Below are 21100 nucleotides of genomic sequence, written 5' to 3' on the forward strand. Positions count from 1 at the left end.
TGGCGTCCCCCGGGGGCTGCGCCCCGGGGCCCCCGCTCCGGCCCCGAAAGGGCCTTGTCCCCGATCACCGGACGGGCCGGGTCGTCCGACCGGTGCTCGACAGCCGGCGTCCCGTGGGCCGGTTTGCGCGGCCCTGCGCGATAGCGTCATCCCGTGGGGATCGAGAGCGACCAAGTCGTCTATGAGTACCTGAGCCGGGTCGGGGACGTCGCGCAGCAGCGGCAGTTGTCGTCGGCCACGCGGATGCGGCTCGTCTCCGAGCTGCGCAACGAGATCGACCGGCGCCGGGCGAAGGCGGCCGTCGACTCTCCCGCCGCCGTCCGCCGCATCATCGACCGCCTCGGCAGTCCCGACGACATCGTCGCGGCCGCGGCCGACCGGGGCGGCGGTGCGCCGCAGACGCAGACGCCGGCGCCCTCCGTGCCCGTACAGCGCGACCGCGAGGAGGAGCCGGAGCGGCCGAAGGGCATCCGGCGGGTCGTGCCGCGGCCCCGGACCGGCGCGCCGCCTCCCGCAGCCCCCTCCGACGTGGCGTCCCCGCCGCACCGCGCCCCCGCGCACGAACTGGGCGACAGCCGTGAGACGCCCGACTGGTGGCTGAACGAGCCGACCCCGCTGGGCATCGGCGAGGACGTGCCCGGGTTCGTCGGCGGAGTGGAGATCCCGGACCTGCTCAAGCCCCCGCGGCCCAGGAAACTCGAGGAGGAGCAGGAGCGGGAGGAGGCCGACGGGGAGGCCGAGGAGGGCGCGCCTGGTGAGGACGAGGGCGGTGGCCGGCCGCGCCGGCGCCGGCTCCGTCTCCTTCGGCGTTCGCCCTCCGCCGAGCGGGCCCGCTGGAGCAATCCCCTGCTGCTGATCGCCGCCGCCTGTCTGGTCGCCGGCGCGGTGCTCGGGAACTGGTTCGCGCTGATCCTGGGGTGGCTCATCGCCTACGCCTCGCGCCGGCTGACCGACCGGGAGACGAAGTTCGCCGTCATGTGGCTGCCGGGGCTCGCGCTCACGGCCGGGCTGGTCTGGCTGTGGGGGCGGTCCGAGGGGCGGTGGGGCGACCCCATCGCCGACGGGCACATGAACGACGCCGTCACCCAGACCTGGCCGTGGGTGATCCGGGGCGCGGCCGTGGCCTCGGCGCTGTTCCTGGTCTGGCGGTCACAGAAACCGCGATAGGAAAGGTGTACCGGCCAGGCAGAATGGGCCGTATGACGTCACCCGTGCTCACCGTCGGCTTCGACCTCGACATGACCCTCATCGACTCCCGGCCCGGCATCCGCGCCACCTATGTGGCGCTCGCCGAGCGGACGGGGACGTACATCGACGCCGATCTGGTGGTCACCCGGCTCGGGCCGCCGCCCGAGACCGAACTGGCCCACTGGTACCCGGCCGAGCGGGTCGCGGCCGTCGCCGACCTGTACCGCTCGCTGTACCCCGAGCACGGCGTCACCGGCGCGACCGCGCTGCCCGGCGCCCGCGAGTCGATCGCGGCGGTGCGGGCGGCCGGCGGACGGGCGATCATCGTCACCGCCAAGCATCAGCCCAACGCCGAGCTCCAGGTGGAGCATCTGCGCCTCGGCCCCGACGCGGTCATCGGCGACCTGTGGGCGGAACAGAAGGCGCGGGCGCTGCGCGAGCACGGCGCGAGCGTCTACGTCGGCGACCACGTGGGCGACGTACGCGGTGCGCGCGCCGCCGGGGCGCTGTCGGTGACCGTGCCGACCGGGCCGATCGGTGCGGAGGAACTGCGGACGGCCGGTGCGGATGTCGTGCTCGCCGACCTCACCGAATTCCCGGCCTGGCTCGCCGGTCACCTCGACGCCTACCGAGCGGCGCCCCGCGCCTGACGCCGGCCCGCGGCGACCGATTGCAGGACGCCTGCGCCCGCGACGAGGAATCCGACGCCCATCAGCATGCTCAACCCGAACATGTACGTCGGAAAGGGCGTCGTATCGAGGAGTAGTGGGGCGACTGTGACCAGTGTGGCCACAGTGCCGACGAAGAACACGATGGCGCCGACACGGATCAGTCGGTCACCGGGAGCGGCGGAATTCGTTTGGGTTTTGTCACGCACCCGACCAGGGTAGTTCCCTGCGCGAAGGAACAACCGGGGGACGCCTTGTCAAGAGAAGCAGCTTCCCGGCAGGTACGAGATGTGCCTACTGGCAAGGCCGAGCCGATCACCTAGGCACACAGAGAGCGCTACGCTCCTGCCATGCCTCCTGGTCTCCGCTACCTCGCATGCCTGCGTCTCTCTGCCGACTCGGACGGCTCCACCTCCATCGAGTGGCAGCGTGGCGTGATCCGACACCACGTCAGCTCTCCGCTCCTGTCAGGCGTCCTGGTGGGGGAGGCGGAGGACACGGACGTCTCGGGCTCCATCTCCCCCTTCAGGCGCCCCAAGCTGGGCAAGTGGCTCACGTCCAGGGCTGATGACTTCGACGTGATCATTGCGGCCAGGATGGACAGGCTCACCCGTCGGTCGATGCACTTCAACGAGCTCTTGGAGTGGGCGCAGCAGAACGGCAAGTTCATTGTCTGTGTCGAGGAAGGGTTCGACCTCTCGACCCCCCAAGGGAAGATGGTGGCCCGTATGACGGCCGTCTTCGCCGAGGCCGAGTGGGACACCGTTCAGGCGCGCGTCATCAACGGCGTACAGAGCCGTCTGGAGAACCGTTCATGGCTTACGGGTGCTCCGCCTACCGGCTATCGCATCAAAGCCGTAGAGGGTGGCAAGAGGAAGGTTCTGGAGATTGACCAGGACTTCCACCCCTACGTGGAAGAGATCTTCTCTCGTGTCCGCGAGGGCCAGTCCACTCACCGTATTGCCCGGGACTTCAACGGTCGTGGCGTACTCACTTGGGGCGACCATCTCAGGAAGGTGAAGGGGGAAGCCGCCAAGGGAACTCAGTGGCAATCCACCGTCATCAACAAGTTCCTGCGCTCTCCCTGGGTTCCCGGTATCTACACGTACAAGGGAGAAGCTGTTCTCGACGAGCAGGGAGACCCCGTCATTCTTCCTGAGAATCCGCTGGCGTCCATGGAGGAATGGACGGATTTGGTGGACCGGATCAAGCCCGCTCCCAAGCCCGTGGGAGCGGAAAGCCGCACAGGGGGAAGGAGTCTGCTTGCGGGTATTGCGCGCTGTGGTAACTGCGGAGCGCCGGTCACTTCTCTTCTGAATTCAGGTCACACCAGGAAAGACGGAGAGCAAATTCCTGGGCACAGGTACTACCGCTGCTCCAACAAGTTCAAGGGCGGCGACTGCGCAACGGGTCTGTACGTCCGTGCTGACGTCCTGGACGCATGGGTTGACCAGGAGATCCGTGGGAGCGTAGGCACGTGGGACATGTACGAGAGGGCAGGCACCGGGCCGTCTCAAGCGAGGGAACTCCAGTCGGCAAAGGCGCGCCTGGAAAAGCTGGAAGCCGACTTCCTCGCGGGGGAGTACGACGGGGAGGGGCAGGGGGATTCCTATCGACGTATGCATAAAGGTCTGGCGGCAAAGGTTGCTCTCCTGGCCAAGCAGGAAGCCGAGAGGGTTGACCCGGCATTGAAAGCCACGGGTAAGAAGTATGGGCAAGTCTGGGAAACCAAAGACCAGGAAGACCGTAGGGAATTCCTCCGTACGTATGAGGTGAAGCTCTGGGTCTGGGACAGGGGAATGGATGAGAGTGGCCGAGGGATGGTGATGGATCTGGGAGATATTCAGACCATGGCTGATGAACTGGCGCTCTCGCACCCTGGAGAGAAGGAGATGGCAAGGCTGGTGATCAGCCATAACGTACCGGAGGGATACCGCTGGAAAGCGTTGGGATTCGCCAAGAAATAGAGCTGGCAGAGAATGGGCCCTGTCGAATGGGGGCCTATTTCTTTTCCTGAATCGTTCATGAATCCGGCCCCCCGGCGCCAAGGGTTGAATGACAAGCGGGGGTTTTCCGGTCTTTCGAGTGCCTGGAGCATCGTTGAACCACCTGTGCCTTGCTCGTCAGGGGCAGGGTCGGAAACGGCCGGCTCCGACGGGGATGTCGACCCGACCTGCCCGCGGTCTCGGCAGTGAGCGTGAGGGTCTCGCCTCTGCGCTCTCTCGACTCCGTCCCGACGGCGACGTCCTGTACGTGGCTTCCCTGGACAGGCTTGGGCGCACGATGCACAAGGTGCTCGCCCTGGTTGCCGAGTTGAGGGCAACGGGATTCACCTGGTGAAGGGAACTGATCTTCCAGCGTGAGCGCCGCGCAGCGTGAGCGCCGTGCCTCTGCCCGCGCCTCCCGTGAGTTCAGCGGGGTTGCTGCGAAGCACGTCATGGTCGCGCAACTGTCCTCCGGATCAAGTCGGAAGCGAAGCGGGACTGACTCTGCGCACTTCCCACACGCAACTGAGCCGCTATCTCGCCAGTCACGGCGCATAGAGGCTCTATGCCGTTTTAAGGCATGTTCCGCTGGAGAGACCCCCGGTAGGCTGTCTCAACGGCAGTTCAAAGGGGTCCGGGGTCAGTCCGGCAGCGATCGAGGGAGCGTGTGCTTTGCCGACTGGCAAGGTCAAGTGGTTCAACACCGAGAAGGGCTTCGGCTTTCTCTCCCGTGACGACGGCGGCGACGTCTTCGTCCATTCCTCCGTCCTGCCTGCCGGAGTCGAGGCACTGAAGCCGGGCCAGCGAGTGGAGTTCGGCGTCGTCGCCGGACAGCGCGGCGACCAGGCGCTCTCCGTCGTCATTCTCGACCCGACCCCTTCGGTCGCCGCCGCACAGCGCAAGAAGCCCGATGAACTGGCTTCCATCGTCCAGGACTTGACGACCCTCCTCGAGAACATCACGCCGATGCTCGAGAAGGGCCGTTACCCGGAGAAGAACTCCGGCAAGCAGATCGCCGGTCTGCTGCGCGCGGTCGCCGACCAGTTGGACGTCTGACGGGTACCGGCCGGCGGTAAATCGCTGTCCGACACGGGAGTTACCGGCGCCACGGGCGTTACGGGAAATCCAGCGCGTCCGGGCCGAGGGGCGGCAACAGTCCCTCGGCCGCCGCGCGGGTCAGCAATCCCCTGACCGCCGCATAGCCGTCCTCGCCCAGGTTCGCCGTGAACTCGTTGACGTACAGACCGATGTGCTGGTCGGCGACGGCCGGATCCATTTCCTGGGCGTGTTCCATGACGTACGGGCGGGAGACCTCGGGGGCGTCCCAGGCCGCGCGTACGGAGGCGCGGATCGAGTCGGCGAGCCGGGTGAGGGCCTGCCCGCCCAGTGAGCGCTTGGCGATGATGGCGCCGAGCGGGATCGGCAGCCCGGTCGTGGACTCCCAGTACTCGCCCATGTCCGCGAGCTTGTGCAGCCCGTAGTCGCGGTAGGTGAAACGGGCCTCGTGGATCACCAGCCCCGCGTCGACCTTTCCGTCCCGTACGGCCGGCATGATCTCGTGGAACGGCATGACGACGATCTCACCGACGCCTCCCGGGACCTTCTCCGCCGCCCAGAGCCGGAACAGCAGGTAAGCCGTCGACCTCTCGCTCGGCACGGCGACCGTGCGGCCGGTCAGTTCCGCACCGCCCGAAGCGTGCGGGCCGCCCCCGCCCCCGGTCCCGGGTTCCTTCGTCAGCACCAGCGGGCCGCAGCCCCGGCCCAGCGCGCCCCCGCACGGCAGCAGCGCGTACTCGTCGAGGACGTACGGCAGCACGGCGTACGACACCTTCAGCACGTCGAACTCGCCGCGCTCGGCCATGCCGTTGGTGATGTCGATGTCCGCGAACGTCACGTCGAGCCCCGGCGCGCCCGGCACACGGCCATGGGCGAGGGCGTCGAACACGAACGTGTCGTTCGGGCAGGGCGAGTACGCGATCTTCAGATCGTCACCGGTCGTCATGTGGGTTCCAACTCTCCAGGACGGGTGTGAGCTTCCCGAAGGCCGTGGTCAGGGCGGCGAGCGCGGCGCCGATGCGCCAGGCGTCGCGGTCGCGCGGGCCGACGGGGTTGGAGACCGCGCGGATCTCCAGCACGGGCACGCCGTGCGCGGCGGCGGCCTCGGCGACCCCGAAGCCCTCCATCGCCTCGGCCAGCGCACGCGGGTGCCGTGCGCGCAGGGCGGCGGCCCGGGCGGCGCTGCCGGTGACCGTCGAGACGGTCAGGACGACGCCGGTCAGGGCCCCGGTGGCGGCCGAGATCTCCCGGACCAGGGACTCGGGCGGACGGTGGGTGACGGCGCCGAAGCCCAGCTCGGTGACGGGCAGGAAGCCGTCGGCGCTCTCGGCGCCCAGGTCGGCGACGGTGATCTCGTCGGCGAGGACCAGGGAACCGACCGGGGCGGCGGGCGCGAAGCCGCCGGCGATGCCCGTCGAGACGACGAGGCCGTAGGGGTCGCCGCTCAGCGCGGCGGCCGTGAGGGCGGCCGAGACGGAGGCGGCGGCCAGGGCAGGGCCGACCCCGGCGGCGAGGAGGTCGCAGGCCCCACCCGTGCGGTGCAGGGTCACGCCCGGCAGGCGCACCTCATGGCCGGGTCCGGGCAGCGCCCTCGCCACCGCGTCCCGTTCGGCGGGGACCGCGGTGGCCACGAGGACGCGGGTGGCGGACGTGGTCAGTCGTCCTTCTTGAGCTTGAACGACCACAGGCCGGTCACCGCCTGGCTGTCCTTCTTCCCGTCGCCGGCCTTGATGGAGACGAGGGTGGAGTCGCCCTGGGCGCCGTACTGGGCGTTGAAGAACACGCTGCCCGGGATCGTGCGGTAGGTCTTGTCGCTGTCCTCGGTGAGCGGCTGACCGTTCATCAGGATCGTCCAGCGCTTGTCGGCCACGTCGGGGTCGACGCCGAAGCGGACGGTCTCGTCCGGGTCGACGGTGATCGACTTGATGTCCTTGTCCGCGAGGCACTTGGTCAGCGCGGCGGCCTGGAGGGTCTCGCCCTCCCCGCCACAGGTGGCCTCGGCGCTGACCGAGGTGCGGCCGACGGTGATCGTGGACAGCGGCGTCGGCTTGTCGCAGGCCGACAGGACGAGCAGTCCGGCGGAAACGGCGCCGGCGGCGGCGACGACGCGACGGCGTCGCGCGACGCCAGGTACATCAGCGGCTCCGCCGCGGGGCAACGTGGTCATGGCGGAAGGCTATCGGGCACGCCCGGCCGTCTCTTTACGTGGGGGGCGGCGTGGCTGTGTGTTGGGCCACGCGGTTACGCCACGCGGGGCTTCGCACCGCTTCCGTGCCGCACCGAGGACAGCAGACCGCGGACCGTGGTCAGCCAGCCCAGCGCGACCACCGCCGCGGCCACCGACAGGCCCAGCGCGCCGTTCAGCGGCATCACGATGCCGACCGCGCCGCCGAACACCCAGCACACCTGGAGCATCGTCTCCGAGCGGGCGAACGCCGAGGTGCGCACCAGCTCGGGCACGTCCCGCTGGATCAGCGCGTCCAGCGACAGCTTCGCCAGGGCCTGCGAGAACCCGGCGACCGCCGCCATGCACGCCACGAGGAACGCCCCGAAGAACACCGCGGCGGTGATCGTCGCGCCCAGCACGACGGCCACGACCGTCACGATGATCAGCTCCGGGGCCTTGGAACGCAGCCACGCCCCCACCGCCGTACCGAGCGCGTTGCCCACGCCCGCCGACACCGCCACCATGCCCAGCGACACGGCCGCGCTCTGCCCGGTCAGCGGGTGCTCGCGCAGCAGGAACGCCAGGAAGAAGGTCAGGAACCCGGACAGCCAGCGCAGCGCCGCGTTGGCGCCGAGGGCGTGTGTGACGGCGATGCCGACGGTCCTGAGGCCCGGCCGCTTCACCGGCTGCCGATGCGGGCCGTGCAGGTGCTGCTCGTCGGCGGCGAGCAGCGCCACGGCCTCGCCCTTGGCGGAGTCCACCTTGCGGGGCAGCGAGAAGGACAGGAACGTACCGGCCACGAAGATCAGGAAGGCGCCGTAGAGCGGATAGCGCGGCCCGAGGGCCTGGAGCCCCGCCCCGACGGGCGCGGCGATCCCGGTGGCGAGGAGACCGCCCAGGGTGACCCGCGAATTGGCCTTGACCAGGGAGAACCGGGGCGGCAGCAGCCGGGGCACGACGGCGCTTCTGACCACCCCGTACGCCTTGGAGGCGACGAGCACGCCGAGCGCTGCCGGATACATCTCGATGCTGCCGGTGACGACGGCGCCGGACAGCACGAGCGCGAGGAGCGCCCGGGCGAGCATGGCCCCGGCCATGGCGGCGCGGCGTCCGTGCGGCAGCCGGTCGAGCAGGGGGCCGATCACGGGGGCGAGGACGGTGAAGGGGGCCATGGTGATGGCGAGGTACAGCGCGACGCGCCCGCGGGCCTCGTCCGTGGGCACCGAGAAGAACACGGTGGAGGCGAGCGCGATGGTGATCATGACATCGCCGGCGCCGTTCACGCCGTGCAGCTCGATCAGCTTGCCGAGGCCGGACTCGCCGGCGCCGTGCGCGTGCGTGGCCTTGCGGATCCCGCGGGCGGTGCCGGTGAACGGGAAGTGCAGGGCACGGCCGACCGCGCGGACGGACCCGCTCATCCGGCCCGAACCGCTCACCCGGCTCCTCCCCTTGTTCCCCTTCGTCGCACCGATCCCGGTGGCGCCCTGGGGTGTCCTCGCGGCTGCCACCCCGTCATAGTGCCCCGGAAAAGCGGTACGTAGTGCGGTTACCGCGCGTATGGGCGTGTGATCGTCGCCGCGCCGGGCCGGTCGGGAGGGGGTTCGGCGGTGGTTCGGCGGCTTCTGTGAGCGGGAAACGTCCCGTCGGTGTAGGCCGAGCGTCCGCGAGCAGGTAGCGTGCGTAGCGCGCCGTGGCGATTGTTCTCGGCCGCGCGCCTCCCGGCCATCCCGCAGAATGGATGACAGCAGGTGCGCCCGAGCGCGATCGGGCGCGGACGTCGACGCGGCCCTCCCCCAGTGCTTGAAGAGCCTGGGAGGTACCCCCAGCCGCTCCGTTCGCACCCGCCGCCTTCAGGCCGGCGCACCGAGAGACGGCGTAGGAGAGAAGCGATACCTGTGAGCGCAGCGACCACGCGAAGCCGCACACCCGACCGCCTGTGCGCCGAGGCCGTCGACCTCGCACGTGCCGCAGCCGAGGAGGCAGCCGCCCCCGGCGTGGTCGGTGAGCATGCGGGGCTGGTCTCCGAGGGCGACCGGGTGGTCACCCACTACTTCGAGTGCAAGGAACTGGGCTACCGAGGCTGGCGCTGGGCGGCGACGGTGGCCCGGGCCTCGCGTGCCAAGGCCGTCACGCTCGACGAGGTGGTGCTGCTGCCCGGCCCGGACGCGGTCCTGGCCCCCGAATGGGTTCCGTGGAGCGACCGGCTGCGCCCCGGCGACATGGGCCCCGGCGACCTCCTGCCCACGGACGCGGAGGACCTGCGTCTGGAGTCCGGCTACACCGGCGAGGACGATCCGCGCCTGCAGCCGGGCTACTTCGACTCGGACGAGCCGACGCCGAACTCGCCCCTCTCCGAGGAGATGGCCGAGCTGGTGGAGGCGGAGGACGCGGAGGTGACGCCGACCGGGCCCGCGGCCCTGCCGTCGGCTCCGCGCCGGGGCACCATCGCCGCGGTCGCCGAGGAACTGGGTCTGCGTCGCGCCCGGGTCCTCTCCCGCTACGGTCTGCACACCGCGGCCGACCGCTGGGAGGACGGCTTCGGCCCCAAGACGCCCATGGCCCAGGCGGCCCCCGCGGCCTGTGTGAGCTGCGGTTTCCTCACTCCCATCGGCGGCTCCCTCGGTCAGGCCTTCGGGGTCTGCGCCAACGAGTTCTCCCCGGCCGACGGCCGGGTGGTCTCCCTGGCGTACGGCTGCGGCGGTCACTCGGAGGCGGCGGTCATGCCGACGCCCCCGCGGCCGGCTCCCCCGGTGATCGACGAGACCCGGGTCGACCCGTTCCCCCTCCGCCCGGCACCGGACTCGGGTTCCGTGCCGGACACGACGGACGAGGACGCGGCGGAACTGGGTCACTCCTAGGGGCTGGGCCCGCCCCCGCGCAGTGGCACCAGGAGCCTCTGGTGCCGCCGGCTCCTCGGGCTTTTCGCGGCGCTCCCTGACGCCGTTCCCGCTGCTCCTGGGGCTCCGGGGCCTTCCGAAGCCGCTCCGGCGGTACGGCCGCAGGTCCTCGGGGCCACCCATCCTCCGACGCGGCTCCCGGGTCTGCGTGAGCGGGCCCCTGGCGCCACTCGGCTCCCTCGGGCCCCCTAGGGCCTCCGGGGCCGTTCGAGGTCCTCCGGGGGCACCTCAGGGCCCATCCGGAGCCCATCCCGGAGCCCATCCCGGGGGCCGCCCTTCCCGGGCCGTCCATGGCGCCGTCCTCGCTGCTCCCGGGGCCCACGCGGAGGTCCACGCGGGGCCCGTCCCGCCCTGCTCGGCGGCCGGGGCCCGTAGTCGTTGTGTGATTGTGATGTAGGGGGTGCCCGGGGCCCGGGCACGGCTCTGCGGGGCGTTCTGCCGTCACTCCGCCGCGCGGTACCTTCGAGCCCACGCCGATGAGGAGAGTGAACGTGAGCAAGTTCGTGCGGCCGGCACCCGAGGGCGCGGACCCCTTCGGCACGGCCCGCCTGCGTCGCGGAGTACTGGACGCCTGGGCCACGAGCCCCGCCCGATTCCGGGAGGACGCCAACGCCGAGGAGGACCTCGTCCTCGGCGGGTACCGGGACCGGCTCGTCGTCGAGCTCGCTCAGAACGCCGCCGACGCCGCTGCCAGGGCCGGCGTGCCGGGACGGCTGCGGCTCACCCTCCGGGACGGTGTCCTCGTCGCCGCCAACACCGGCGCACCCCTGGACGCCACCGGTGTGGAGTCCCTCGCCACCCTGCGTGCCTCCGCCAAGCGGGAGGCTCGGCAGTCGGCCGTGGCCGTCGGACGGTTCGGCGTCGGCTTCGCCGCCGTCCTCGCCGTCACCGACGAGCCCGCCGTCGTCGGGCGGCACGGCGGTGTCCGCTGGGATCTGGCCGAGGCCCGCGCGCTCGCCTCCGAGACCGCCCGGCACAGCCCGGGGCTCGGCGACGAGGTCCGGCGGCGGGACGGCCATGTGCCCCTGCTCCGGCTCCCCTTCGCCGCCCAGGGCACCGCGCCCGACCCCTACGACACGGCCGTCATCCTGCCCCTGCGGGACACCGCCGCCGCCGACCTGGCCGAACGTCTCCTCGCCGCCGTCGACGACGCCCTCCTCCTCGCCCTCCCGGGCCTGGGGGAGGTCGTGATCGAGATCGGCGACGCCGCGCCCCGCGTCCTGCGCCGGGACACCGACGCCGACGACGACGCCCTCACCGTCGTCGCGGACACACGGGACGGGACCACCCGCTGGCGCGTCGTCGCCGCGCACGGCCCCCTCACGCCCGACCTCCTCGTCGACCGCCCGGTGGAGGAGCGGCTGCGCCCCCACTGGTCGGTCACCTGGGCCGTACCGGTCGACGACGACGGTTCGCCCGCCCGGCCCCGCACGACCCCCGTCGTGCACGCCCCCACCCCCAGCGACGAGCCCCTCGGCGTCCCCGCCCTGCTCATCGCCTCCTTCCCGCTCGACACCACCCGCCGGCACGCCGCCCCCGGCCCGCTCACCGACCATCTGGTGCAGCGCGCGGCGGACGCGTACGCCGAACTCCTCGCCGGCTGGCGTCCGGTGGGCGCCGGGATCATCGACCTCGTGCCCGGGCCGCTGGGCAAGGGGGAGCTCGACGGGGCGCTGCGCCAGGCCATCCTCGAGCGGCTGCCGAAGACCGCCTTCCTGCCGCCCGCCGTCCGGCCCGTTCCCGACGACGTGGACGAGGGCGACGACGCGGTCGAGTTCCCGGAAGCCCTCCGCCCCCGGGACGCCGAGGTGGTCGAGGGCGCCGGCGCCGACACCGTGCGGGTACTGGCGGAGGTGCTGCCCACCCTGCTGCCCGCCGGGCTGGAGCGGCGCGTCGAGCTGCGCACGCTCGGCGTCGCCCGGGTCCCGCTCGCCGACGCGGTGGACCGGCTGGCCGGCCTGGAGAAGGACCCGCAGTGGTGGTACCGGCTCTACGACAGCCTGGCCGGTGTGGACCCGGACCGGCTCTCGGGGCTGCCGGTGCCGCTGGCCGGGGGTACCTCCCAGGCCTTCGGTACCGGGGGAGTGCGGACCACCATCGGTCCCCGCCAGGTGCTGCTGCCCACCGCGGACGCGGCCGGTCCCGACCCGGAGATCCTCGCCCGCCTCGGCCTCAAGGTCGCCCACCAGGACGCGGTGCACCCCCTCCTGGAGAAGCTCGGCGCCCTGCCCGCCACCCCCCGCGCCGTCCTGACCACCCCGCAGGTGCGGGCCGCCGTCGCCGCGTCCCTGGACGACGACCGCGGCGCCTGGGACGACCAGGACACCCCGGACGCCGAGGAGCTCGCCGACACCGTGCTCGCGCTGGTCCGCGACGCGCGCCTGGAACCCGGCGACGAACCCTGGCTCGGCGCCCTCGCGCTGCCCGACGAGGACGGGGAACTCGTGCCCGCCGGCGAACTGGTGCTGCCGGGCAGCCCGTTCGCCTCCGTCATCCGGGAGGACGAACTCGCCCACGTCGATGCCGAACTGGCGGACCGGTGGGGCGAACAGCCCCTCGCCGCCTGTGGCGTCCTCGCGAACTTCGCGCTCGTCCGCGCCACCGACGTCGTCCTCGACCCGGACGAACTGGAGCCCCGCGAGGGGGACTTCGCCGAGTCCGACGACGCGGGCCTGCTGGACGCCGTCGACGTGTGGTGCGAGGACATCCTCGACCGGTTCCCCGACAGCCCGGTGCCCCCGGTCGCCACCGAACTGGTCGCCGTCCGCGACCTCGACCTCGTCGACGACGACTGCTGGCCGCAGGCCCTCGCGCTGCTCGCCCGGCCGCCCCTGCGGGACGCCCTCACCCAGCCCGTCCGGATCCTGCTGCCCGACGGCACCCACGAGGTCGTCAGGCCTTACACCGCCTGGTGGCTGCGCGGGAATCCGGTGCTCGACGGCCGTCGTCCGGCCGGTCTGCTGGCGGCCGGCGGGGATCCGCTGCTGCACGGGCTGTACGAGGAGGCCGACGCGACCGGTTTCGACGACGAGCAGGTGCTGCGCGCCCTCGGCGTGCGGACCTCCGTGGCCGCGCTCCTCGACGAGCCCGGCGGCGCCGCCGAACTCCTCGACCGCCTCGCCGATCCGGAGCGCCCCGTCACGGCGGCCCAACTGCACGGTCTCTACGGTGCGTTGGCCGAGCTGGATCCCGAGCGGGTGACCCTCCCGGACGAGCTGCGGGCGGTCGTCGACGGCCGGGTCGACGTCGTGGACGCGGCGGCCGCCGTCGTCGTCGACTCGCCCGATCTGCTGCCCTTCACCGAGGGGGTGCCGCTGCTTCCGGTGCGGCCGTCCCGGGCCGCCGAACTGGCGGAGCTGTTCCAGGTGCGGCGGCTGAGCGAGTCCGTGACGGGACGGGTCGACTCCGAGGGCGTCGAGCACGACGTACCGGATTCGGTGCGGGTGCTGCTCGGGCCGCGCACGCCCGCCACGTACGTCGAGCACGAGGAACTCGTCGTCGACGGCGTGGAGATCGACTGGCGGCTGACCGACGACGGTGTCCTGCACGCCGCGACCCTGGAGGGTGTCGCCGCCGGACTCGCCTGGGCGGCGAGGCAGTGGCCGCGCCGCTTCGAGGTCGCCGCCCTGCTCGAGGACCCGTCCCGGACCGCGGAGTTGGCCCGCGACCGCTGGTTCGACTGACCGCGTCACGGTCCGGGTGTGAGCGCCCTCGCGGGGATGCGCGGGGGCGCTCACATATTCTCCGCGATTTCTCCATCGAACGTGCAACCGTCGGACAGGGGTACGAGTCTCTTCCCGTGAATCACGTTTTTCAACGGGGGGAAAACCTATGCGCATCCGCGCGACCGCCGCCGTCTCCTTCGGCGCTCTGGCCCTCGCGGGCCTGGCCGTTCCCGCCGCGCAGGCGGCGCCGAGCGACGGCGGTACCGGCGACACCCGGATCACGAAGGTGGTCGTCGACGGTGACAACAAGGTGCCCGTCTCCACCAACGCGGCGAAGACCATCTCCATCAGCGTGACCGCCACGGACGGCTCCGGCATCAAGAGCGCCGAGCACTTCACGCTGACCGGCCCCGACTACGGCTTCGAGATGACCGGCACCCCGACCTGCAAGAAGGTCAACGCCACCACCTCCACGTGCACCGCCTCCGTGAAGGTGGACCCGAGGACCGACTACTTCAGCAACAAGAACGCCGGCACCTGGTACGTCGACGCGTGGATCGACGCCAACGACGGCGACTTCGTGTGGAAGGAGAAGGCCGGTTCCTTCCACTTCCAGCGCGTCTCCAAGCTGACGGTCAACGCGACGCCGGAGCCGGTGAAGAAGGGCAAGACGATCACCGTGACCGGCTCCCTCACCCGCGCCAACTGGGAGACGCTCAAGTTCGGCGGCTACGGCGCCCAGTCGGTGCAGCTCCAGTACAAGAAGAAGGGCTCCACCAAGTGGAGCACCCTGAAGACCGTCAAGACGACCTCCACCGGCGGTCTGAAGACCACCGTCAAGGCGACGGCGGACGGCAACTACCGCTACACCTTCGTGGGCAACACGACCACGGCGGCGGTCACGGCCGCGAGCGATTTCGTCGACGTCAAGTAGCACACCCGCACTCCGGAACGGCCGATCGTCCGGGAAGACGTTTCATGTACAACCATTTCCCGGTTTCAGGAATCTGATCATGCGAGCCGACAGGCTCGTCGACCACTTGGGCTCGCTGGTGGCACCCGCCCGGAGAGCCCCTTGATCCCCTTGGGACATTCATGCGCATACGAGCCACCGTGGCCGCCGTCACCGGCGCCCTGGCCCTGTCCGCCTTCGCCGTGCCGGCCGCGCAGGCCACAGGTAGCGACACGCACAACCCCGTCGACACCCTGAAGGCCCTGCACGCGGCCACCTCCGGCCAGAACGCCTTCACCGGTGCCACCGCCGACACCGGCACCCCCTACGCGCTGGACGCCAAGTTCGGCAACGTCAAGATCAACAGCGGCAAGCCGATCGTCGGCGGCACCAGCGCCAAGGTCACGGTCCCGGTCACCTTCACGGTCACGCACGGCGCGGACGTCGACGTCACCGCCGACGACACCGAGCTGGACCTGGTCATCTACCGCGGCTCGTACAGCAGCCCGGCCAACATCCTGGTCGGCGACGACTGGCCGTCCTGCACCAACACCTCGGCCACGGTCGCCAGTTGCAAGGGCACCCTCGACATCTACCCGGGTGAGGAGCTGGTCAACGCCGACGCCACCACCTGGAAGGCGCTCGGCTACGTCATCGACTGGAACGACGTCGACCCGTACACCACCGACGACATCGACTGGACCAAGGTCGGTTACGCCGAGGGCGACGCCCTGGCCACCACCAAGCTCCAGCGGCTGTCGAAGCTGACGGTCAACGCCGCGCCGGAGCCGGTGAAGAAGGGCAAGACCATCACCGTCACGGGCAGCCTGACCCGTGCCAACTGGGACAGCGGCAAGTACACCGGTTACTCCGGCGTCTACGCCCAGCTCCAGTTCCGCAAGAAGAACTCCACCACGTACACCACGGTGAAGTCGGTCAAGACCACCTCGACCGGCGCTCTGAAGACCACCGTCAAGGCGGGCGTGGACGGCTACTACCGCTACAGCTTCGTCGGCACCACGACCGCCCCGGCGGTCAAGGCCGCGGGCGACTTCGTCGACGTCAAGTAGGACGCCGAGAAACAGGACGCCGTAGCGAGAGCGGCCGGCCCCGGACCTCCGGGGCCGGCCGTTCGCCGCTCGCCCTGCGCTCTTCCTGCGCTCGCCCTGCGCTCTTCCTCCACTCTTACCTCCCGCCGTACAACCGGCCCCGTCCGTCATGGATCTCACCCGATGGGTCAACAGACTCCGAGATCTCTCCTCCAACTGGGGAACGCAATGCGCATACGCGCCCTCGTGGTCGCCTCCTCCGGCGCCCTCGCTCTCTCCGCCCTCGCCGTCCCGGCCGCCCAGGCCGCTCCGACGGCGGCGCCGAACGTCACCTTCTCCGCCATGAAGGTCAACGCGGGCAAGGCCGTCGTGGTCGGCCCCTCGGCCAAGGTCACCGTCACCGCCACGTACACCGTGACGAAGCCCGCGAGCCTCAGCGCGAGCTCCTTCGACAACGGCCCGATGCTCTACCGGGGTACCGCGCTCGGCGCGAACTCCCAGATCATCGCCGGTGACGAGCCGGGCACCTGCAAGGCCGTCTCCACGACGGTCCTCAGCTGCACCGCCAAGATCCAGTTCCGTCCCACCGCCTCCAGCGCGTACGACGACCTGGCCAACAGCCAGGCCGGCACCTGGAAGGTGGGCGCCCTCGCCGTCCCGCACGACGCCGACAGCGAAGCCGACCTCAAGTGGCAGAGCAACCTGGGCGCCGTCAACGTGCAGCGCCAGGCGCAGCTGACGGCCGACGCCACGCCCGAGCCGGTGAAGAAGGGCAAGACCCTCACCATCACGGGCAAGCTGACCCGCGCCAACTGGGACACCAACAAGCTCGGCGGTTACGCGGCCCAGCCGGTGAAGCTCCAGTTCAAGAAGAAGGGCAGCACCACCTACACCACGGTCAAGACCGTGAAGACCAGCTCGACCGGCGCCCTGAAGACCACGGTCAAGGCCGCCGCCGACGGCTACTACCGCTACAGCTTCGCCGGCACCACGACGACCCCGGCGGTCAGCGCGGCGGGCGACTTCGTCGACGTCAAGTAGCAGCCGGGACAGGAACAACGGCTAGGCGGGAAAGCGGCGGTCGACCCATTTCCAGGAGATCTCCAGGGCGGCCGCCGCCACCGCCGCCACCCCGACCGCGATCCATGGCATGGTCATCCCGACCAGCTTCAGCGCGAAGAAGTCCTGGAGCCACGGGACCACCAGCACCAGCACGAACGCCCCGCCCATCGAGGCCACCAGCACCACCCGCCACCAGGTGTAGGGGCGGGCGATGATCGCCAGCACCCACATCGAGATCAGGAACAGCGTGAGGGTCGCCGCACTGGTCTCGGCCTCCAGGGAGCCCTCACCGGTGTAGTGGTGACGGGCGACCAGATAGGTGGCGAAGGTCGCGACCCCGGCCACCACCCCGCCCGGGATCGAGTACCGCATCACCCGTCGTACGAAGTGCGGCCGGGCCCGTTCCGTGTTGGGGGCGAGGGCCAGGAAGAAGGCCGGGATACCGATCGTGAGGGTGGACAGCAGGGTCAGGTGCCTGGGCAGGAAGGGGTACTCGACCTGCCAGCAGACCACCAGCAGGGCCAGCAGCACCGAGTAGACCGTCTTCACCAGGAAGAGGGTCGCCACCCGGGTGATGTTGCCGATGACCCGCCGGCCCTCCGCCACCACCGACGGCAGGGTCGCGAAGCTGTTGTTCAGCAGCACGATCTGCGCGACCGCCCGGGTGGCCTCGGACCCCGAGCCCATCGCGACGCCGATGTCGGCGTCCTTCAGCGCGAGGACGTCGTTGACGCCGTCCCCGGTCATCGCGACCGTGTGTCCGCGGGACTGCAGCGCGCCGACCATGTCCCGCTTCTGCTGCGGGGTGACCCGGCCGAACACCGTGCCCTCGTCCAGGGCCCGGCCCATGCCCTCCGGCTCGGCGGGCAGCCGGCGCGCGTCCACCGTACGGCCGTCCAGCCCGAGCTTCGCGGCCACCGCCCCCACCGACACCGCGTTGTCGCCGGAGATGACCTTGGCGCGCACGTCCTGCTCGGCGAAGTAGCGCAGGGTGTCGGCGGCGTCCGGCCGCAGCCGCTGTTCGAGTACGACGAGTGCGGCGGGCCTGGCGCCGCGTGCGGGCTCGGGGTCGTCGAGGTCGCGGGCGGCACGGGCCAGCAGCAGCACCCGCAGACCCTGCTCGTTGAGCCGCTCGGTCTCGGCGAGGGCGGGATCGCCGTCGTCCAGCAGCACGTCCGGCGCCCCCAGCAGCCAGGTGCCGTTCTCCCCGTTGCCCTCGCTGAGACTGGCGCCGCTGTACTTGCGGGCGGAGGAGAAGGGCAGGGACTCGGTGCAGCGCCAGTCCTCGGCGTCCGGGTAGGCGTCGATGATCGCCTGGAGCGAGGCGTTCGGCCTCGGGTCGGACTCGCCGAGCGCCCCGAGCACCCGGCGTACGTACGACTCGTCGTAGCCGTCGAGGGTGCTCAGCCCGGTGACGTCCATACCGCCCTCGGTGAGCGTGCCGGTCTTGTCCAGGCAGACCGTGTCGACGCGGGCGAGGCCCTCGATGGCCGGCAGCTCCTGTACCAGGCACTGTTTTCGGCCGAGTCGGATGACGCCGATCGCGAAGGCGACCGAGGTGAGCAGGACGAGCCCCTCGGGGACCATCGGGACGATGCCCCCGACGGTGCGGGCGATGGACTCCTTGAGGTCGTTGTCCTTGACGAAGAGCTGCGTGACGACCAGGCCGATCGCGGCCGGGACCATCATCCAGGTCACGTACTTGAGGATCGTGGAGATGCCGGAGCGCAGCTCGGAGTGGACGAGCGTGAAGCGGGAGGCCTCCTCGGCGAGCTGGGCGGCGTAGGCCTCCCGGCCGACCTTCGTGGCCTGGAAGGCGCCGCCGCCGGCCACCACGAAGCTGCCCGACATGACCTGGTCGCCCGGCCGTTTGACGACGGGGTCGGCCTCGCCGGTGAGCAGTGACTCGTCGATCTCCAGTCCGTCCGCCTCGGCGCACACCCCGTCCACGGCGACCTTGTCCCCGGGCCCGATCTCGATGAGGTCGTCCAGGACGAGTTCCGAGGTGGAGACCTCGACGGCCGTGCCGTCGCGACGGACGGTGGGCCGGGCCTCGCCGACGACCGCGAGGGAGTCCAGGGTCTGCTTCGCGCGCCACTCCTGGATGATGCCGATGCCGGTGTTGGCGAGGATGACGAAGCCGAACAGGCCGTCCTGGATGGGCGCGACGAACAGCATGACCACCCAGAGGACGCCGATGATCGCGTTGAACCGGGTGAAGACGTTCGCCCGGACGATCTCGCCGACGGAGCGGCTGCTGCGGACGGGTACGTCGTTCACCTGACCGCGCGCGACCCGGTCCGCGACCTCGGCGGCGGTGAGGCCGGTCGCCGTCGGCGCGGAGGCGGGTGCTTCGGTGTGGGCCATGGGATCGACGGTACGTGCGGATCTGGGGGTTCACCCCCTGAGAACGCCGAAGATCCGACCTCGGGAGGACGGCCGTCGAGCCGTCCGGTACCTCGGTAGTAGCGCCCCCCGGTACCTGTCTGGGGGACAGCCCCTAGTCGGTGACCGGGCCCACGGGCTCGGCCGGCCCGCGCGCCGCGTCCCGCTTGATCGCCGCGTCCCGTTTGCGGACGTACCAGATGCCGATGAGGCCGAGTCCGGCTCCCGCGAGGCAGGTCCAGATCCACCACACATGGCCGTGGTCGTCGTACCAGCCGTAGAAGGGGAGCTGGACGAGGAAGAGGACGAACCAGAGGATCGTGCCGCCGGTGACGGTCGCGACCACGGGGCCCTCCAGGGGTTCCGGCGCCTCGTGTTCAGGGATCCACTTCTTCATGGTGCTCAGCTTACGAGGCAGTCGGGTCTACGCGCGGAGATGGCCGATCCGAACGTTATATGTTCATACTGAAACGGTTTGGTACTGACCACTTCTCTTCGTAGGAAACTCCAAAAACATGCCCACGTCGGCCCCCGCCAAGGTCCCCGCCCCTGAACAGCCGGGAGCCACGCCCCTCTTCGGCGCCCTCGACCGCTACTTCAGGATCACCGAACGGGGCAGCAGCCTGCCCCGCGAGATCCGGGGCGGCTTCGCCACCTTCTTCGCGATGGCGTACATCATCGTGCTGAACCCGATCATCCTCGGCAGCGCGAAGGACATGTACGGGCATCAGCTCGACAACGGTCAGCTGGTCACCGCCACCTGTGTGACGGCCGCCTTCACCACGCTCCTCATGGGCGTGATCGGCAACGTGCCCATCGCGCTGGCCGCCGGCCTCGGCGTGAACTCGGTGGTCGCCCTCCAGCTCGCGCCCCGGATGTCCTGGGCGGACGCCATGGGCATGGTCGTGCTCGCGGGCTTCGTGGTCATGCTCCTGGTCGCCACCGGTCTGCGTGAGCGCGTCATGAACGCGGTGCCCTTCGGCCTGCGCAAGGCGATCAGCATCGGTATCGGCCTGTTCATCATGCTGATCGGGCTCGTCGACTCCGGCTTCGTCAGCCGTATCCCGGACGCCGCCCACACCACCGTCCCGCTCCAGCTCGGCGCCGACGGTCACCTGAACGGCTGGCCGGTCCTCGTCTTCATCCTGGGCGCCCTGCTCACGCTGGCCCTGATCACCCGCAAGGTGCCCGGCGCGATCCTCATCTCGATCGTCGCGATGACGGTTCTCGCGCTGATCATCAACGCGGTGGCGACGATCCCGTCCTGGGGTCTCACCACCCCCGAGTGGCCCGGCAACCCCGTCGCCACCCCCGACTTCGGGCTCATCGGCGAGTTCAGCCTCTTCGGCGGCTTCGGCAAGGTCGGCGTCCTGACCGGCATCCTCTTCGTCTTCACGGTCCTGCTGTCGTGCTTCTTCGACGCGATGGGCACGATCATGGGCGTCAGCGACGAGGCCAAGCTGACCAACGCCCAGGGCGAGATGCCCGGCATCAACAAGGTCCTCTTCGTCGACGGCCTCGCGGTCGCCGCGGGCGGTGCCAGCTCCTCCTCCGCCACCACCGCCTTCGTGGAGTCCACGGCCGGCGTCGGCGAGGGCGCCCGCACCGGCCTCGCGAACATCGTCACCGGCGGCCTCTTCACCGTCGCGCTGTTCCTCACGCCGGTCGCCACGATGGTCCCGTCCCAGGCCGCCACCCCGGCCCTGCTCGCGGTGGGCTTCCTGATCCTGGCGGGCTCGGTCAAGGAGATCGACTGGGCCGACCCCACCATCGCCGTCCCGGCCTTCATCACCATGGTGATGATGCCGTTCACCTACTCGATCACCAACGGCATCGGCATGGGCTTCATCACCTTCGTGGTGCTGCGCCTGGCGGCCGGGCGTGGCCGGGAGGTCCCGGTGCCGATGTACGTGGTCTCCGCCGTCTTCGCCTTCTACTACCTGATGCCGGCCCTCGGCCTCACCTGATGCCGGCCCTCGGCCTCACCTGATCCCCGCCCGTCCGCCCGCCGCGGCCCAGGGCCCGG

The 21100-nt window shown here is 70.7% G+C and carries 18 protein-coding genes; 11 read left to right on the plus strand and 7 right to left on the minus strand.

From position 1 onward, the window contains the following. Window positions 1-153 precede the first annotated feature (153 nt). Both ABT070_RS21595 and ABT070_RS21600 read left to right on the plus strand, forming a co-directional pair. Window positions 154-1167, plus strand: a complete 1014-nt coding sequence (locus ABT070_RS21595) for a hypothetical protein (RefSeq protein ID WP_351763012.1) — start codon at window positions 154-156, stop codon at window positions 1165-1167. A 23-nt stretch (window positions 1168-1190) separates the two neighbouring features. After that, a complete protein-coding gene (locus ABT070_RS21600) occupies window positions 1191-1838 on the plus strand; it encodes an HAD family hydrolase (protein WP_351763014.1) in 648 nt (215 codons plus the stop codon). Here the strand turns inward: ABT070_RS21600 and ABT070_RS21605 are convergent. Further along, entirely contained in the window at window positions 1814-2065 is a 252-nt protein-coding gene (locus ABT070_RS21605; RefSeq protein ID WP_351763017.1) for a hypothetical protein, read from the minus strand. The two genes, ABT070_RS21600 and ABT070_RS21605, sit on opposite strands and share 25 nt — an antisense overlap. A 141-nt stretch (window positions 2066-2206) precedes the next feature. Here ABT070_RS21605 and ABT070_RS21610 point away from each other — a divergent pair, with 141 nt between their 5' ends. From ABT070_RS21610 to ABT070_RS21620, 3 genes are all read left to right on the plus strand, one after another. After that, a complete protein-coding gene (locus ABT070_RS21610; RefSeq protein ID WP_351763019.1) occupies window positions 2207-3823 on the plus strand; it encodes a recombinase family protein in 1617 nt (538 codons plus the stop codon). 193 nt (window positions 3824-4016) lie between these two features. After that, on the plus strand, window positions 4017-4196 hold the full coding sequence (locus ABT070_RS21615; protein ID WP_351763022.1) for a recombinase family protein: 180 nt from the start codon (window positions 4017-4019) through the stop codon (window positions 4194-4196). Window positions 4197-4513: 317 nt separating this feature from the next. Next, window positions 4514-4897 (plus strand): cold-shock protein, encoded by a 384-nt coding sequence (locus tag ABT070_RS21620; protein ID WP_351763025.1) that lies wholly within the window; start codon window positions 4514-4516, stop codon window positions 4895-4897. A 58-nt stretch (window positions 4898-4955) separates the two neighbouring features. Here ABT070_RS21620 and ABT070_RS21625 read toward each other — a convergent pair whose 3' ends face one another. From ABT070_RS21625 to ABT070_RS21640, 4 genes are all read right to left on the minus strand, one after another. Then, a complete protein-coding gene (locus tag ABT070_RS21625; protein ID WP_351763028.1) occupies window positions 4956-5843 on the minus strand; it encodes a 1,4-dihydroxy-6-naphtoate synthase in 888 nt (295 codons plus the stop codon). Then, the gene (locus ABT070_RS21630) at window positions 5830-6528 is read right to left on the minus strand and encodes a futalosine hydrolase (RefSeq protein WP_451100766.1); all 699 of its coding nucleotides are present in this window, start codon (window positions 6526-6528) and stop codon (window positions 5830-5832) included. The genes ABT070_RS21625 and ABT070_RS21630 overlap by 14 nt, the downstream gene beginning before the upstream one ends. 23 nt (window positions 6529-6551) lie before the next feature. After that, entirely contained in the window at window positions 6552-7064 is a 513-nt protein-coding gene (locus tag ABT070_RS21635; protein ID WP_351763034.1) for a DUF2771 domain-containing protein, read from the minus strand. Between the two features lie 74 nt (window positions 7065-7138). Beyond that, window positions 7139-8572 (minus strand): MFS transporter, encoded by a 1434-nt coding sequence (locus ABT070_RS21640; RefSeq protein WP_351763036.1) that lies wholly within the window; start codon window positions 8570-8572, stop codon window positions 7139-7141. Window positions 8573-8959: 387 nt separating this feature from the next. Between ABT070_RS21640 and ABT070_RS21645 the strand changes: the two genes are divergently transcribed. From ABT070_RS21645 to ABT070_RS21665, 5 genes are all read left to right on the plus strand, one after another. Further along, window positions 8960-9922: a DUF3027 domain-containing protein gene (locus ABT070_RS21645; RefSeq protein WP_351763039.1), complete on the plus strand. Its 963-nt coding sequence runs from the start codon at window positions 8960-8962 to the stop codon at window positions 9920-9922. Between the two features lie 530 nt (window positions 9923-10452). After that, entirely contained in the window at window positions 10453-13644 is a 3192-nt protein-coding gene (locus ABT070_RS21650; RefSeq protein WP_351763042.1) for a sacsin N-terminal ATP-binding-like domain-containing protein, read from the plus strand. Between the two features lie 148 nt (window positions 13645-13792). Then, complete coding sequence (locus ABT070_RS21655) at window positions 13793-14560, plus strand: calcium-binding protein (RefSeq protein WP_351763045.1); 768 nt, start codon at window positions 13793-13795, stop codon at window positions 14558-14560. Between the two features lie 161 nt (window positions 14561-14721). After that, window positions 14722-15648, plus strand: a complete 927-nt coding sequence (locus ABT070_RS21660) for a hypothetical protein (protein WP_351763047.1) — start codon at window positions 14722-14724, stop codon at window positions 15646-15648. Between the two features lie 207 nt (window positions 15649-15855). Continuing rightward, entirely contained in the window at window positions 15856-16668 is an 813-nt protein-coding gene (locus tag ABT070_RS21665; RefSeq protein WP_351763050.1) for a hypothetical protein, read from the plus strand. Window positions 16669-16689: 21 nt separating this feature from the next. On the opposite strand, the gene ABT070_RS21670 is transcribed toward ABT070_RS21665, so the two are convergent. Together ABT070_RS21670 and ABT070_RS21675 are read right to left on the minus strand one after the other, a co-directional pair. Next, window positions 16690-19056 carry an HAD-IC family P-type ATPase gene (locus ABT070_RS21670; RefSeq protein WP_351763053.1) on the minus strand — a complete coding sequence of 789 codons (2367 nt, stop codon included), beginning with the start codon at window positions 19054-19056 and terminating at the stop codon, window positions 16690-16692. A gap of 133 nt (window positions 19057-19189) precedes the next feature. Then, window positions 19190-19471: a DUF2530 domain-containing protein gene (locus ABT070_RS21675; RefSeq protein WP_351763055.1), complete on the minus strand. Its 282-nt coding sequence runs from the start codon at window positions 19469-19471 to the stop codon at window positions 19190-19192. A 118-nt stretch (window positions 19472-19589) separates the two neighbouring features. Here ABT070_RS21675 and ABT070_RS21680 point away from each other — a divergent pair, with 118 nt between their 5' ends. After that, window positions 19590-21041, plus strand: coding sequence for an NCS2 family permease (locus ABT070_RS21680; RefSeq protein WP_351763058.1), 1452 nt, complete (start codon window positions 19590-19592; stop codon window positions 21039-21041). Window positions 21042-21100 lie beyond the last annotated feature (59 nt).

Source organism: Streptomyces sp. NPDC002884, from assembly GCF_040295245.1.
Lineage (GTDB): Bacteria > Actinomycetota > Actinomycetes > Streptomycetales > Streptomycetaceae > Streptomyces.

Excerpts from the sequence above, each read along its gene's own strand:
- ABT070_RS21600 (WP_351763014.1), top strand. The coding sequence starts at position 1,191 with ATGGGCCGTATGACGTCACCCGTGCTCACCGTCGGCTTCGACCTCGAC.
- ABT070_RS21610 (WP_351763019.1), top strand. The coding sequence starts at position 2,207 with ATGCCTCCTGGTCTCCGCTACCTCGCATGCCTGCGTCTCTCTGCCGAC.
- ABT070_RS21615 (WP_351763022.1), top strand. The coding sequence starts at position 4,017 with ATGTCGACCCGACCTGCCCGCGGTCTCGGCAGTGAGCGTGAGGGTCTC.
- ABT070_RS21625 (WP_351763028.1), bottom strand. The coding sequence starts at position 5,843 with ATGACGACCGGTGACGATCTGAAGATCGCGTACTCGCCCTGCCCGAAC.
- ABT070_RS21635 (WP_351763034.1), bottom strand. The coding sequence starts at position 7,064 with ATGACCACGTTGCCCCGCGGCGGAGCCGCTGATGTACCTGGCGTCGCG.
- ABT070_RS21655 (WP_351763045.1), top strand. The coding sequence starts at position 13,793 with ATGCGCATCCGCGCGACCGCCGCCGTCTCCTTCGGCGCTCTGGCCCTC.
- ABT070_RS21660 (WP_351763047.1), top strand. The coding sequence starts at position 14,722 with ATGCGCATACGAGCCACCGTGGCCGCCGTCACCGGCGCCCTGGCCCTG.
- ABT070_RS21665 (WP_351763050.1), top strand. The coding sequence starts at position 15,856 with ATGCGCATACGCGCCCTCGTGGTCGCCTCCTCCGGCGCCCTCGCTCTC.
- ABT070_RS21670 (WP_351763053.1), bottom strand. The coding sequence starts at position 19,056 with ATGGCCCACACCGAAGCACCCGCCTCCGCGCCGACGGCGACCGGCCTC.
- ABT070_RS21675 (WP_351763055.1), bottom strand. The coding sequence starts at position 19,471 with ATGAAGAAGTGGATCCCTGAACACGAGGCGCCGGAACCCCTGGAGGGC.
- ABT070_RS21680 (WP_351763058.1), top strand. The coding sequence starts at position 19,590 with ATGCCCACGTCGGCCCCCGCCAAGGTCCCCGCCCCTGAACAGCCGGGA.